Source organism: Aeromonas diversa CDC 2478-85 (assembly GCF_000819805.1).
GTDB lineage: Bacteria > Pseudomonadota > Gammaproteobacteria > Enterobacterales > Aeromonadaceae > Aeromonas > Aeromonas diversa.
The window spans coordinates 165,593-178,753 of record NZ_CDCE01000021.1 but is presented as its reverse complement, the minus strand read 5'-3'; the positions used below and the strand labels follow the sequence as shown (position 1 = coordinate 178,753).

Genomic DNA, 13,161 nt, shown 5'->3' with positions numbered 1-13,161 from the left:
TCACTCTCCTCGGTTGGCTTGGCTAAAGGTGAGCCATTGCTGATTAAAACGAACAAACAGGTCCCAGAGGGGCTGATATCGCCCGGGCTCGCGTTCCCATTCACACAAGAGGTGGTATCCCGCCTCCAGGGTCGACAAGGCGCCGGTGAAGGGAGCCTTGCGAATATGATAGTGGCCACTGCGCGGCGCCAACGCCACCCTGGGCAGAGCCGCCAGGGCCGGATTTTCCATGAGCATGCGGTAGCACTTGCGCCAGGTGCCATCGAGCAGCACAAAACGCGCGCCATCTGCACGTGGCAGCGCATCGAGAGTGAGCGCCCCCTCACCGGGCCACAGCAGGTAACAAGGGGCATCGCTGACAAACCTCAGCAGCGCCTCATCCTCCAGCCACTGACTCCCCACCCTCAGCTCGGCCTGCTCCAGCGAGCCGGTCAGCAGATGCGCGGTCCCCTTGGGATGCAGACGCTCCTTGGGGTGTTGCAGCACCATCAGCGCCGTCGGATTGGCAATACGCGGTAGCGTGGCACACAAACAGGCCTTGAGTGCGCGGCCACAATGAGTACAGTAGCGGCTGTTGTGGGTTGATGTGGGATCACTCGTGTTCACAAAGATTTCCGGATGGCCGGCCGCAGCCGGACTGTCGCTGTTATTGCTGCTGCTCTGGCTGAGCGTGCCAAGCGATACCCTCTCGTTTCAGCGTGAGGCCATCGCCCATGGGCAGTGGTGGCGCATCATAACAGGCAACCTCGTTCACACCAATGGCTGGCATCTGCTGCTCAACGTCGCCGGGCTCTGGCTACTGACCCAGATCTTCAGCGATGAGCTGAACTCACGGCGACTGCTCGCTGTGATCGGCCTCTGCTCCCTTGGCGTCACGCTGGGGATCTGGCTATGGGTCCCCGAGACACAATGGTACATGGGGCTGTCGGGAGCCCTGCATGGGCTCTTTGCCTGGGGGATAGTGCAAGAGTGGGGACACCGTCGCAGCGCTGGTCTGCTACTGGCCGGGCTGCTCCTAAAGCTAAGCGTCGACTGGCTGGGAGGCGGTACCGATGGCCCGAGCGCGGCATTGATCGGCGCTCGGGTCCATGTCGAGTCTCACGTTATTGGCGCCATGAGTGGCGCCATGCTGGGGCTACTCAACCGAGCTCGGCGTTGATGGCTTGCAACACGGCGGCCGGGGCGCCGGCCTGCGTGATGGGACGCCCGACCACCAGATAATCGGCACCCGCCGCTACCGCCTGGGCCGGTGTCATGATGCGGCGTTGGTCTCCCTGCTCGCTGCCTGCCGGCCGGATCCCCGGGGTCACCAGCTTGAAGTCGGCACCACACTCTGCCTTGAGCAGGGTCGCCTCCTGCGCCGAGCAGACCACCCCGTCCAGGCCAGCGGCCTTGGTCAGGCGCGCCAGACGCAGCACCTGCTCCGCCGGAGTCAGGGTCACCCCGAGCTCGGCCAGATCGACTTGCTCCATGCTGGTTAACACGGTCACACCGATGAGCAGGGGTGCCTTGTCGCCGTAAGGCGCCAGCGCAGCCTTGGCCGCCTCCATCATGCGGCGTCCACCGCTGGCATGTACATTCACCATCCAGACCCCCAGCTCGGCGCTGGCTGCCACCGCCTTGGCCACCGTATTGGGGATATCGTGAAATTTCAGGTCCAAGAAGACATCGAACCCCCGCCCCACCAATTCCCGAACAAACTGGGGGCCAAACAGGGTGAACATCTCTTTACCCACCTTGAGGCGGCAGGCCGACGGGCTGAGCTGGTCCACCAGGGCCAGGGCATCTTCTTGGCGCGCAAAATCCAGCGCCACCACTACTTTGGGTTCGCTCATGCTTCTTCCTGTCTTGTTATCATGATGAAAGTTATTCCCCGTCCAGACCCCGGACCGGTTTGATAGTGCCCCATTGACGGCACGACGGACATTGCCAGAAGAGAGAGTGGCTGGCGAAGCCGCACTGATGGCACTTGTGGGTCGCCTTTATCTTGATCTGTTCACCCACGAGGCTCTTGAGCATGGCCAGACTCTCCTTGGCCTGTCCCTCTTCCGCGCCGCGCAGCTGAAGCTCCATCAGGTGATAGAAGCCCCGCATGGAGGGGGTTCTTCTCAGCTGGCGCAGTACCAGCTCGGAGGCGGCCTCCCGCCCGTTATGCCGCTCCACATAATCAGCCAGGCGCAGGGTGACCGAGAAACCGGCTCGCGCCTCCTGAGCCTGTCCGAGCAACTCGGGGATCCGCTCTTCTTCTCCGCTCTGCTCGAGGCTCTCGCACAAGGGCTCCAGCACTTCGCTCGCGAAATCGAGGTCCTGGGTCAGCACCCGCTCAAACTCGCGTGCCGCCTGACGAAGATCGCCCTCCCCCTTGGCCAGCCAGCCGAGGCCAAGCGAGGCGCGCACGCAGTTGGCGTCGGCAGAGAGCGCCTTACGAAAACGCAGTTGGGCCTGTTTGCGGTTCTCTTCGCGCAGGGCCATGTCGGCCAGCTCGCAGTGGTAGTGGGCGATGGTGGGCGCCAGCTTCTTGCCCTGGAATTTTTGCAGCCGCTCGCCCACGGCAATGGCCTTGTCCCAGTCACGCAGCTGTTGATAGATAAGCTGCAACTGGCCCAGCGCCGTCTCCTCGAAGTCGCTGTCCTCGGTCAGTTCGAGCCACAACTTCTCGGCGCGATCGAGCAACCCTGCCGCCAAAAAGTCACGCGCCAGCTCCTGCAAGGCCAGCTGACGCTGCTCCATGGTGAGCTGGCGGGTGATCAGGTTCTGGTGGATCTTGATGGCCCGATCGACCTCTCCTCGCTGGCGAAACAGGTTGCCGAGGGAGAGGTGGGTCTCGATAGTCTCGTCATCCACCTCAAGCAGCTGAATGAAGAGATCGACCGCCTTGTCGGACTGATCCGAGAGAATATAGTTAAGGCCCGCCACATATTGGCGGGAGAACTGATTGCTCTGCTTCTGGGTATCCTGACGGACACTCCTGCGCCCCATGTACCAACCATAACCGGCAGCAATCGGCAGCAACAGGAAGAGTAACTCTAGCATCGAGCGGCGTTATTCCTTGGCCGTCTCGGGGGCTTTCATGGCATCGAGCTCGCGGGACTGGCGACGCACGCTGCGATTGAGGGCCCGGTTTTCGATCTTCAGGCGCAGCAGCAAGACGCCAAAGACAGCCCAGCCGACCACAAAACCGATACCGAAGAAGAGGCCAAGCAGGGAGGCAAGAGAAAATTCCCCTTGGGCAATCAGATAGTTGAACTGAACGACCTGACCATTTTGAGAGCCCAGGGCAAGGGCCGCGACAAACACCAGGGCCAGGACGACCAGGGCCAAGATCCGTTTCATAAGCATCCCCTATTGCTTGCGGTTAACCTGATGATTATCCCCAAAAAAGCGATAAGAGACTAGCGCGAATACACGGCGTGACGGGAAAAGAGGGGGGCAATGCGCCAAAAGAAAAAAGGCATACCCGAGTATGCCGTTTCTGCAACACCTTAGTCTGCGATATTGACTCGCTCACGTAGCTCCTTGCCCGGCTTGAAGTGAGGAACATACTTGCCGGTGAGCTCAACCTTGTCACCCGTCTTGGGATTGCGTCCAACGCGTGGTGCACGGTAGTGCAGGGAGAAGCTGCCAAAACCACGGATCTCGATGCGATCCCCTTTCTGAAGGGTGGACGCCATCTGCTCGAGGATTTCCTTCACGGCGGCCTCAACATCCTTGGCGGGCATTTGCATACGGCTGGCGGCCAACTGTTCGATGAGGTCTGATTTGGTCATGGAATTACTCTCCTTTCCTCATTCATTCGCGAGACATTGAGATAAAAAAGGGCGGCGCAATGCCGCCCTCTTCATGGCTCAAGGATTACTCACCCTTGGCGGCTTTGAAAGCCTCAGCCATGGCGTTGCTGAACACGGCATCGTCTTGCTGCTGGTTCAGAGTGTCGATGGCAACGCGCTCTTCAGCTTCGTCCTTAGCACGGACAGACAGGCTTACGGTGCGGTTCTTGCGATCAACGCCCATGAACTTGGCTTCAACTTCGTCACCGGCAGACAGGACCAGAGTGGCGTCCTCAACACGGTCACGGGAAGCGTCAGAAGCACGCAGGTAACCTTCAACACCGTCGGCCAGCTCGATCACTGCACCCTTGGCGTCAACTTCGATTACCTTACCCTTCACGATAGCACCTTTCTTGTTGTCAGACAGGTACTTGTTGAACGGGTCTTCTTCGATCTGCTTCACGCCCAGGGAGATGCGCTCGCGCTCCGGATCCACTTGCAGAACAACGGCTTCGATCTCGTCGCCCTTCTTGAACTCGCGAACGGCTTCGTCACCCTGGTTGTTCCAGGAGATGTCGGACAGGTGAACCAGACCGTCGATGCCGCCGTCCAGACCGATGAAGATACCGAAGTCGGTGATGGACTTGATCTTACCGGAGACGCGGTCACCCTTGGCGTGGGTTTCAGCGAACTGCTGCCACGGGTTGGACTTGCACTGCTTCAGACCCAGGGAGATACGACGACGCTCTTCGTCGATGTCCAGGACCATCACTTCAACCACGTCACCAACGTTAACAACCTTGGAGGGGTGGATGTTCTTGTTGGTCCAGTCCATCTCGGAAACGTGTACCAGGCCTTCAACGCCTTCTTCGATTTCAACGAAGCAGCCGTAGTCGGTCAGGTTGGTCACGCGACCGGTCAGACGGGTGTTCTCCGGGTAACGCTTGGCGATAGCAACCCACGGATCTTCGCCCAGCTGCTTCAGACCCAGGGATACACGGGTACGCTCGCGGTCGAACTTCAGAACCTTAACGGTGATTTCATCGCCAACGTTCACGATCTCGGACGGATGCTTAACGCGCTTCCAAGCCATGTCGGTGATGTGCAGCAGGCCGTCAACGCCGCCCAGATCAACGAAGGCACCGTAGTCGGTCAGGTTCTTAACGATACCCTTAACTTCCTGGCCTTCTTGCAGGTTGGCCAGCAGGCTTTCGCGCTCGGAGGTGTTCTCGGTCTCGATCACGGCACGACGGGAAACGACAACGTTGTTGCGCTTCTGGTCCAGCTTGATGACCTTGAATTCCAGCTCTTTGTTTTCCAGGTGAGCGGTGTCACGGATCGGACGCACGTCAACCAGAGAACCCGGCAGGAAGGCACGGATGCCGTTCAGTTCAACGGTGAAACCACCCTTGACCTTGCCGTTGATAACACCGATAACGGTGGCCTGCTCTTCGTAGGCCTTCTCCAGCTGCAGCCAGGCTTCGTGGCGCTTGGCTTTTTCACGGGACAGCTTGGTTTCGCCGAAACCATCTTCGATAGAGTCCAGCGCTACGTCAACGAGGTCGCCCACGTTGATTTCCAGCTCGCCCATGGCGTTCTTGAACTCTTCTGCCGGGATGGCAGATTCAGATTTCAGACCGGCGTCAACCAGAACGAAACCGTTCTCGATGGCAACTACGGTACCCTTAACGATAGAGCCCTGACGGGTTTCTACGGCTTTCAGGGACTCTTCAAAGAGTTGAGCAAAAGATTCAGTCATTGTTTATGTCACAAAAATAAACATCCACTCGGCATTCCGGCTCAAGCGGGGCTGTTTTTACTAATCTGTTTCATCCATGAAACAGACAACCGATGTCAGCGTGAGCCGACATCACCTAATTTACTGACAGCATAGGACATGACACGCTCGACAACCTCGTCGATGGTCATGCTGGTGGAGTCCACCACCAAGGCGTCCTCTGCCGGGCGCAGCGGGGCGACAGCACGGTTGCGGTCGCGATCGTCACGCTCTTTAATCTCGGTCAAAAGACGCTCAAAGCTAACATCAAAGCCCTTTTCTTGCAACTGCTTATAGCGCCGGTTGGCTCGCTCCTCGGCGCTGGCATCGAGGAATACCTTCACCTCTGCATCTGGGAAGACCACGGTCCCCATGTCGCGGCCATCGGCGATGAGGCCGGGGCCCTGGCGAAACGCACGCTGCCGACGCAACAGGGCCTCACGAACCCGTGGGAAGGCGGCTACCTTGCTCGCCGCATTGCCTACCTCTTCGGTGCGGATAGAGCGGGAGACATCCTCCCCCTCCAATACGGCGCGCACCTGACCCTCTTCCACCACAAACTGAATGTCGAGGTGGGCGGCCAGCGGCACCAGTGCCGCTTCGGAGTCCAGCTCTACATCGTGGTGCAGGGCCGCCAGGGCGAGCACCCGGTAGATGGCGCCGGAATCGAGCAGATGCCATCCCAGTCGCTCGGCGAGTAACTGGCACAGGGTTCCCTTGCCTGCCCCGCTGGGGCCATCGATTGTCATTACAGGGGCCGGAACTGGCATACATCCTCCTCAATTACACCGCCACAAGCGGCTAACCATGATTGGAGGGGGAGTATATCGGAAGTGGGGGAGTCGGGGGGAGACGCAAAATGCCAACACCGGATTAATCGCTGCATTTTTATCCTTCCGGCCTTAGACCTGACAGTTGACAGGGCCTTATCAAGGTGGCTCAAGTAATCTGGTCACGTTACACTGTGCCCCTCTTAGGCCTCGATAGTTGTAAAGGAGTCCCCGTGAGCAGCGTTACCCTGATCGCTCAATCCAAGCTTCCCACCCCCTGGGGCATCTTCACCATGGTTGGATTCCAGGAAGTGGGCTCGAATAAAGATCATGTCGCCCTGGTGATGGGCGATATCACCACCGACACCCCGGTGCTGGGGCGTATTCACTCCGAGTGTCTCACCGGCGACGCCCTGTTCAGTCTGCGCTGCGACTGTGGTTTTCAGCTTCAGGCGGCCTTGCAGAATATCGCCAAAGAGGGGCGCGGCGTATTGCTCTATGTACGTCAGGAGGGACGCGGGATCGGGTTACTCAACAAGATCCGGGCCTATCACCTGCAAGATCAGGGGGCCGATACGGTCGAAGCCAACGTGGCACTGGGCTTTGCCGCGGACCAGCGCGACTACCGCATCTGCGCCGATATGCTAGAGCTACTCGGTGTTCACTCTCTGCGTCTGATGACCAACAACCCGCGCAAGGTCAAGGCGATGGAGTCTTTCGGGATAAGGGTCTCCGAGAGGGTGCCTCTGCAAGAGGGGCGCAACCCCTACAACGAGTTCTACCTCTCGACCAAGGCAGATAAACTCGACCATATGCTCAAACGATGAGCGCCAGGGCCCCGCTACGGGGCCTTGTCATATCAGGCGGGACACTGCTCCAACAGGAAGTCGCGCAAAGCACGGTTGGCCCTCGACAGGGTTTCATCACGGTGCCAGGCCACACACAGCTCCAGATAGATAGGGGGCGTGAAAGGAACGGCGAACAGATCGTCATCTTCCTCGATGGCCATCCTCAGTAAGGTGCTCACCGCAAACCCCTGCCTCACCACGGCCTTGTGCAGGGGAATGAGGTTGCTCTCGAAGGCAATCCTGGGCGTCACCCCGGCCTCTCTGGCGAGGCTTTCCATGTGCTCCCTGTGATAAAACCCCTGCCGAAAGAGGGCCAACTCCTCTTCGAAGAAGGTCTCGAGGGTGATGCTCGGCTCGGCGCGCCAGGGGTGATCCTGCCCTACCACGGCGACCATCTCCTCACGCACCAGCCGGGCGCCCACCAACTCGGCGGGCAGGTCGGAGGCGATCAGGATCGCCAAGTCCAACTCCCCGGTCGCCATGCGTGACAGCAGATCCCGGGTTCCGGCCTCGTCCACCTCGATGCGTAGCCCGGGGAAGCGATGTTTGAATGCCATCAGGATGGGAGGGAAAAAATAAGAACCCATCATGAAGGGGATGCCGATACGCACCTCACCCCGCACCAGACTCTTGAGCTCCTCCATCTCCCGCTCGGCACGCTCGGCTTGCTGCAACAGTCGCCTGGCATGGGTCAGCAGTACCTCCCCCTCCGGGGTGATGCGCACCCGGCGATCCTGGCGCTCGAACAGCTTGAGCTCGAGGCGCTGCTCCAGGCGGGCGATGGCCATGCTGACAGCAGATTGAGCCACGTGATGGCGCTGGGCCGCGGCGGTAAAGGAGCCGGTATCGGCCACGGCGACCAGATAGGTGAGTTGCTTCAGATCCATCCATCACATCCTGTGATGATTAACATCATTTAAATATATTATTTTTATGACGACGTGCCCACTACCCTGTGCACAGCGACAGGAGACATCACATGATCGATCAAGGAACTCGGCACTGGTGGCGCGCCACCCTCGCCCTCGGGCTGGGCTCGTTTCTCGTTTTTCTCAATCTCTACCAGGCTCACCCCTTACTCCCCTTACTGGCCGCCCAGTTCACCATCCCCCCCCTCGAGGCGGGAGCGGCCCTCTCGGCCACCACGGCGGGTCTGGCACTCGGTCTACTGCCCATGGCCAGGATCGCCGATCGTCACGGGCGACGCCTCGTGATGCTGGCCACGCTCTCTGGCGCCATCACACTCTCTATGCTGATCTCCTCGCTCGACAACTTCAGCTGGTTGCTGCTGCTGCGTTTTGTCCAAGGGATCCTGTTGGCCGGCCTGCCCGCGACGGCAGTCGCCTATATGGGTGAGGAGTTCAGTAAACGCGCACTGATCAGCGCGGTGGGGATCTACATAGCCGCCAACTCCCTTGGAGGCATTGCCGGCCGGGTGGTGGCGGGTCTACTGGCAGGCGCGCTGGGAAGCTGGCAGCAAGCCTTTCTCGGGATTGGCCTCATCAGCCTGCTGCTTCTGCCTCTGGTCTATTGGTTATTGCCACCCCAACAGGGCTTTCGTCCAGCCAGTGCACGCCCGGGCGAGCTGGTCATGGCGCTGCGCCAACACCTTGGCTCACCGCTACTGGTGGGGGCCTATCTGATTGGCGGCCTCAACTTCATGGTCTTTCTCAACCAATACAGTTACCTCACCTTTATGCTCAGCCACCCCCCCTTTAGCTTGCCAACCCAGTGGCTTGGTCTGCTCTTTCTGACCTACCTGAGCGGCACCCTGGCCTCTTCTCTGAGCGGGCGCATCAACCGCCAGCTAGGTACGGCGCACACCATGGCCGGCGGCATCATCATCATGATAAGTGGCGCTCTGCTCCTGCTATTGGGCTCTCTGGCGGGGATCCTGGGTGGACTGCTGGTGGCCAGCTTCGGCTTTTTCTTGACCCATGCCAGCGCCAGCAGCTGGGTAGGACAGCACGTGAGGGAGCATCGTGCCATCGCCTCCTCTCTCTACCTTATCGCCTACTACCTGGGGGCCAGTCTGGGTGGGCTCTACCTCCACCCCTTCTGGGAATGGGGTGGGCTCAGGGGCATGGTCATCGGCATGGTGCTGGTGTTGCTGCTGACGCTGGGGAGCAGCCTCTTTCTTGGCCGCTACAAGCCCGAGGCGCCCGCTTCCCATCCCAAGCCTCAGCCCCAATAGGCCTCGGGCACAGGGACCACCTCCCCCCGAGCCACCTCGTCGGCGATCACCGAATCCAGCGCTTGCAGATGGAATTTCACCTGCCCTCCCCCAAGGGTCAGCGCTATGTCGGGGTTACGAAGGCTGTGCTGATTATCGGTGCGAAACGCACACTGAGGATGGGTTGCGATCAAGCCCTCAAGCGAGGGAACCACCAGCTCGATATGTTCGAGACCGCTCTGATGACAGCGACCCGGCTTGGGGGCGGCCAACTCGATACAGGGCACAGTGACAGCCCCGGCCAGCACGGGTTGATGGTATCGATAGGTGGCAATCGGGCGCCCACCTATCATGCCCTCCACCAACAGCGTGCCCTCCTGCTTGAGTAAGGCTCGCAGATGCAGGTACTCCTGATTGCTGGCGGCGCGATAGCAGAGGTGATCGACCGGGTAAGCCGCCTCTATACCCAGCTCGGCGAGCTGCGCGAGGAGCAGAGAAACAAAGGGGCCTTGCGGCCCCAGAGTAGCATCGAGAGGATGAGACATGGACTACCACTTCTTCTTGGGTTGAAACAGAACATCGAGCTCGTCGGCCTCTTTGTCCTTGATATTTTGCAGCTCTTTCTGGCTTTCGCTTTGCAGCATGTTGTCCAAGTCCTGGATCGCCTGGCGCATGTCCTCTTCCCGAGCGATCAGATAGGCGTCCTTGTCTGACACATTGCCCAGCACAGTCAACCCCTTGAGCAGCATTTGGCGGCAGGAGCCAAACTGCCCGTTCGCCTGGGCTTCGCGCGCTCTCTGGGTCAGGTTGGCGATATTCACCTTCAGCTGCATCAACTCGAGACGGCGATCTTCTTGTGCAAATCCCTGAGGGTCTATCTTCCCCTTGTTGTGCTCCACCCTCAATACCGCCCGCATCTTCTTGACCGTCTGCAACATCTGAATGGCCTGGCGATCCGAATCAGGGGCCCGGAAGGAGTCATCCGGCGTGCGATAGTTCTCCTGCACATTGTTGATCTGGCTCTGGGTATCGGCGATACGCTGCTTGATCTGGGCATGGCCAGGAGAGGCCTGTGCAATGGCGCGGTAGGCATCGAGAATGCGATGTTGCAGGATCAGCACCAGCGCCTTGGTAAACGGGAGCAGATTGACGTTGAGCAAAATAGCCTCAGTCTCATCGGCGATAGCCTTGTAGCGAGCTATGGTGGCACGCTTGTCGGACTCGACCTTCTGTTTGTACTGCTGTACCACGTTGTAGGCGATCACCAGAAACAGCAGTGCGCCTATCGACAGCAGTACCAAGGTTAAAATCATGACGTTCCTCGTTCAGACTTTGTCCTAATCATTTGATCCTACAACATGAAGTCTGCTTTCGGTAGCCCGGTCTAACCAGGTGGAGAGAAGACCCTTCTCTCCATCGGCTCCAATCGCCCGCTTCTTGAGTCACTTGAGTAAAAAACCCTGCTTTTGCAAGCTGGCCTGCATAAATGGGCGCGACTCCTTACCCAATATGCTGCGGATCTGTCCACTCCAGCTCTGGCTCTTCTGGTTGCGGCTTCGACTCTGATAGTAGGCCACCATGTCAGCATCGTATTGGGCCAACAGCGCCTCATCGAGCCGGGCGGGATAACGGTTCTCATGGACCACCAGGGCGCGAGGCAGGCGCGGCTTGCGCTCGGGCTGCTGGGCCGGATGACCAAGACAGAGCCCAAAGAGAGGAAACACCTCCTGTGGCAGGGCCAACGCCTCGACCACGTGATCCGGATGATTACGCAGTCCACCGATATAGACACCGCCTAACCCCATCGACTGGGCAGCCAACAGGGCATTCTGCGCCATAAGAGCCCCGTCGATGGCCCCGATCAGCAGCTGCTCGGTAAACCCCGTCTTGGCCTCGGGGGCCACGACACGATGGCGATGATAGTCGACGCAGAAGACCAGAAACTCGGCCGCATCGGCCACATAGGGCTGCTCACCGGCCAAGGTGGCCAACCGGGCACGCAACGCGGGGTCTGTGATGCGCAATATCGTGGTGGTCTGCAGAAAACTGGAGCTGGCAGCGCTTTGAGCCGCGGCAAGAATCTCGTCGAGCTGGGTCGGGGAAATCGCCTCGCCGGTAAACTTGCGAATGGAGCGATGGTTGAGAATGAGTTCGACAACGGAATTCATGATGGTCTCCTGAAGGCGTCACGCCACTCTACCCAAAAAAACGGGGAGACCCAAGTCTCCCCGTCTGCCGCATCAGGGTGCGGGATAGGTGTAGGGTGCCTGTAATCCCAGCGGGAAGCCCAGCGCCCAGTAAGTCAGCAGGAACAGAGTCCAGCTCACCAGGAAGGCAATGGAGTACGGCAGCATCATGGAGACCAGGGTGCCAATGCCGGTGCTCTTCACATAGCGCTGGCAATAGACCACCACCAGGGGGAAGAAGACCATCAGGGGGGTGATGATGTTGGTGGAGGAGTCACCGACGCGATAGGCCGCCTGGGTCAGCTCGGGGGAGATACCCACCGCCATCAGCATGGGAACCAGGATCGGGCTGATGAGCGCCCACTTGGCAGAAGCCGAGCCTACCACCAGATTGACGCACGCAGTCAACAGGATCATGCCCACTATGGTCACCTGGCCGGGCAGCGCCATGGCCTGCAGCACCTCGGCACCGGCCAAGGCCAGCAGGGTCCCCAGATTGGAATCCCCAAACGCCTTGATAAAGAGCGCGCAGAAGAAGGCCATTACCATGTAGGAGCCCATCTTGTTCATGGTGGCCGACATGGCATCGATCACATCCTTGCTCTGCTTGAACGTGCCGGCGGCAAAGCCGTAGACGATCCCCGGCAGCACAAACAGCAGGAAGATAAGGGGCACGATGGACTTCATCACAGGGGCGGCAAAGGTCGTCAGGGAGCCATCGGCCGCACGCAGGGGAGAATCGGCAGGCCAGAGGGCGGCAACCAACACCAGCAGGCCCATCAACATGGCCAGACCGGCACGGTTAAAGGCGCGGCTCTCCTGCTCGCTAAAGCGCCCCATATCGGCACCGCTCTCGAGATCCTCATCGAGTTTCACCGACTGCAGACGCGGTTCGACGATCCGCTCGGTGACGTACCAGCCGACCAGAATGATCAGCAGGGAAGAGGCCCCGGTGAAGATGATGTTACACAGGGTATTGACCATGTAATTGGGGTCAAGCAGCTGGGCCGCCGTCTGGGTGAAGCCTTGCAGCAACGCATCCCCCCCGAGGGGAGGAAGTTGGCGGCGAACCCGCCAGAGACGCCGGCAAAGGCCGCGGCTATGCCTGCGAGGGGATGACGTCCCGCCGCGTGGAAGATGATGCCGCCGATGGGAATGACCAACACATAACCCGCATCCGCCGCCGTATGGCTGACGATGGCCACCAGGATCAGCATGGGGGTCAGCAGGCGCGCCGGCGTAACCCGCAGCAACTTCTTAAGACCTGTGTCGATAAAGCCGGATTGCTCGGCCACACCGACCCCCAGCATGGCCACCAGCACGATACCGAGCGGTGCAAAGCTGGTGAAGGTGGTCACCATGTTGGCCAGAAAATCGGCCAGCGCCGCACCGGTCAACAGGTTGTTGACCACCACGGCCTCACTGGTGCGCGGGTTGACCAGATCAAACTGAAACTGGGCGAGGATGGCTGAGGCGACCCAGACCAACCCCAGCGCGTAGATGAAGAGCATGGCCGGGTCGGGCAGCTTGTTACCGGCTCGCTCAATTCCATTGAGAAAGCGGTTCAGCCACCCCTTGGGGGAGGATGAGAGGGAACTAACCTCGGTGTGTTGCATCGATCCTTACTCCATGACGATGTG

The 13,161-nt window shown here is 59.6% G+C and carries 16 protein-coding genes; 3 read left to right on the top strand and 13 right to left on the bottom strand.

What is annotated here, in order from left to right:
• A complete protein-coding gene (locus BN1121_RS07935) occupies positions 1–606 on the bottom strand; it encodes a tRNA-uridine aminocarboxypropyltransferase (RefSeq protein WP_043157754.1) in 606 nt (201 codons plus the stop codon).
• On the opposite strand from BN1121_RS07935, the gene rrtA reads away from it, so the two are divergent.
• Positions 599–1,159, top strand: a complete 561-nt coding sequence (gene rrtA, locus BN1121_RS07930; protein ID WP_231553018.1) for a rhombosortase — start codon at positions 599–601, stop codon at positions 1,157–1,159. The two genes, BN1121_RS07935 and rrtA, sit on opposite strands and share 8 nt — an antisense overlap.
• On the opposite strand, the gene pyrF is transcribed toward rrtA, so the two are convergent.
• From pyrF to cmk, 6 genes are all read right to left on the bottom strand, one after another.
• On the bottom strand, positions 1,140–1,835 hold the full coding sequence (pyrF, locus tag BN1121_RS07925; protein ID WP_005355676.1) for an orotidine-5'-phosphate decarboxylase: 696 nt from the start codon (positions 1,833–1,835) through the stop codon (positions 1,140–1,142). The genes rrtA and pyrF overlap by 20 nt on opposite strands.
• Positions 1,836–1,866: 31 nt before the next feature.
• Positions 1,867–3,033 (bottom strand): lipopolysaccharide assembly protein LapB, encoded by a 1,167-nt coding sequence (lapB, locus tag BN1121_RS07920; RefSeq protein WP_005355680.1) that lies wholly within the window; start codon positions 3,031–3,033, stop codon positions 1,867–1,869.
• Positions 3,034–3,042: 9 nt separating this feature from the next.
• Entirely contained in the window at positions 3,043–3,333 is a 291-nt protein-coding gene (locus tag BN1121_RS07915; RefSeq protein WP_005355683.1) for a LapA family protein, read from the bottom strand.
• A gap of 149 nt (positions 3,334–3,482) precedes the next feature.
• The gene (gene ihfB / locus BN1121_RS07910) at positions 3,483–3,767 is read right to left on the bottom strand and encodes an integration host factor subunit beta (protein WP_005355687.1); all 285 of its coding nucleotides are present in this window, start codon (positions 3,765–3,767) and stop codon (positions 3,483–3,485) included.
• 85 nt (positions 3,768–3,852) lie between these two features.
• Positions 3,853–5,526 (bottom strand): 30S ribosomal protein S1, encoded by a 1,674-nt coding sequence (rpsA, locus tag BN1121_RS07905; RefSeq protein ID WP_005355690.1) that lies wholly within the window; start codon positions 5,524–5,526, stop codon positions 3,853–3,855.
• 95 nt (positions 5,527–5,621) lie between these two features.
• Entirely contained in the window at positions 5,622–6,314 is a 693-nt protein-coding gene (gene cmk, locus BN1121_RS07900; RefSeq protein ID WP_005355691.1) for a (d)CMP kinase, read from the bottom strand.
• Between the two features lie 233 nt (positions 6,315–6,547).
• Between cmk and ribA the strand changes: the two genes are divergently transcribed.
• A complete protein-coding gene (gene ribA, locus BN1121_RS07895; protein WP_005355692.1) occupies positions 6,548–7,141 on the top strand; it encodes a GTP cyclohydrolase II in 594 nt (197 codons plus the stop codon).
• 32 nt (positions 7,142–7,173) lie between these two features.
• Here ribA and BN1121_RS07890 read toward each other — a convergent pair whose 3' ends face one another.
• Positions 7,174–8,049, bottom strand: coding sequence for a LysR family transcriptional regulator (locus tag BN1121_RS07890; RefSeq protein WP_005355693.1), 876 nt, complete (start codon positions 8,047–8,049; stop codon positions 7,174–7,176).
• A 92-nt stretch (positions 8,050–8,141) separates the two neighbouring features.
• Between BN1121_RS07890 and BN1121_RS07885 the strand changes: the two genes are divergently transcribed.
• On the top strand, positions 8,142–9,356 hold the full coding sequence (locus BN1121_RS07885) for an MFS transporter (protein WP_005355694.1): 1,215 nt from the start codon (positions 8,142–8,144) through the stop codon (positions 9,354–9,356).
• Here BN1121_RS07885 and BN1121_RS07880 read toward each other — a convergent pair.
• The 5 genes from BN1121_RS07880 to BN1121_RS20255 all read right to left on the bottom strand — a co-directional run bounded on the left by BN1121_RS07880 (position 9,344) and on the right by BN1121_RS20255 (position 13,137).
• A complete protein-coding gene (locus BN1121_RS07880; protein WP_005355695.1) occupies positions 9,344–9,880 on the bottom strand; it encodes a VOC family protein in 537 nt (178 codons plus the stop codon). The genes BN1121_RS07885 and BN1121_RS07880 overlap by 13 nt on opposite strands.
• A gap of 3 nt (positions 9,881–9,883) precedes the next feature.
• Entirely contained in the window at positions 9,884–10,648 is a 765-nt protein-coding gene (locus BN1121_RS07875; RefSeq protein WP_005355698.1) for a hypothetical protein, read from the bottom strand.
• Between the two features lie 129 nt (positions 10,649–10,777).
• Complete coding sequence (gene nfsA, locus BN1121_RS07870; protein ID WP_005355701.1) at positions 10,778–11,503, bottom strand: oxygen-insensitive NADPH nitroreductase; 726 nt, start codon at positions 11,501–11,503, stop codon at positions 10,778–10,780.
• A 72-nt stretch (positions 11,504–11,575) separates the two neighbouring features.
• Complete coding sequence (locus tag BN1121_RS07865; RefSeq protein WP_268744123.1) at positions 11,576–12,556, bottom strand: AbgT family transporter; 981 nt, start codon at positions 12,554–12,556, stop codon at positions 11,576–11,578.
• Positions 12,454–13,137, bottom strand: coding sequence for an AbgT family transporter (locus tag BN1121_RS20255; RefSeq protein ID WP_268744124.1), 684 nt, complete (start codon positions 13,135–13,137; stop codon positions 12,454–12,456). Before BN1121_RS20255 ends, BN1121_RS07865 begins: the two co-directional genes overlap by 103 nt.
• Between the last annotated feature and the right edge of the window lie 24 nt (positions 13,138–13,161).

Bases quoted from the DNA above. Each gene is read 5' to 3' on its own strand.
- pyrF (WP_005355676.1), bottom strand. From the start codon at position 1,835: ATGAGCGAACCCAAAGTAGTGGTGGCGCTGGATTTTGCGCGCCAAGAA.
- lapB (WP_005355680.1), bottom strand. From the start codon at position 3,033: ATGCTAGAGTTACTCTTCCTGTTGCTGCCGATTGCTGCCGGTTATGGT.
- BN1121_RS07915 (WP_005355683.1), bottom strand. From the start codon at position 3,333: ATGAAACGGATCTTGGCCCTGGTCGTCCTGGCCCTGGTGTTTGTCGCG.
- ihfB (WP_005355687.1), bottom strand. From the start codon at position 3,767: ATGACCAAATCAGACCTCATCGAACAGTTGGCCGCCAGCCGTATGCAA.
- rpsA (WP_005355690.1), bottom strand. From the start codon at position 5,526: ATGACTGAATCTTTTGCTCAACTCTTTGAAGAGTCCCTGAAAGCCGTA.
- cmk (WP_005355691.1), bottom strand. From the start codon at position 6,314: ATGCCAGTTCCGGCCCCTGTAATGACAATCGATGGCCCCAGCGGGGCA.
- BN1121_RS07890 (WP_005355693.1), bottom strand. From the start codon at position 8,049: ATGGATCTGAAGCAACTCACCTATCTGGTCGCCGTGGCCGATACCGGC.
- BN1121_RS07885 (WP_005355694.1), top strand. From the start codon at position 8,142: ATGATCGATCAAGGAACTCGGCACTGGTGGCGCGCCACCCTCGCCCTC.
- BN1121_RS07880 (WP_005355695.1), bottom strand. From the start codon at position 9,880: ATGTCTCATCCTCTCGATGCTACTCTGGGGCCGCAAGGCCCCTTTGTT.
- BN1121_RS07875 (WP_005355698.1), bottom strand. From the start codon at position 10,648: ATGATTTTAACCTTGGTACTGCTGTCGATAGGCGCACTGCTGTTTCTG.
- nfsA (WP_005355701.1), bottom strand. From the start codon at position 11,503: ATGAATTCCGTTGTCGAACTCATTCTCAACCATCGCTCCATTCGCAAG.
- BN1121_RS20255 (WP_268744124.1), bottom strand. From the start codon at position 13,137: ATGCAACACACCGAGGTTAGTTCCCTCTCATCCTCCCCCAAGGGGTGG.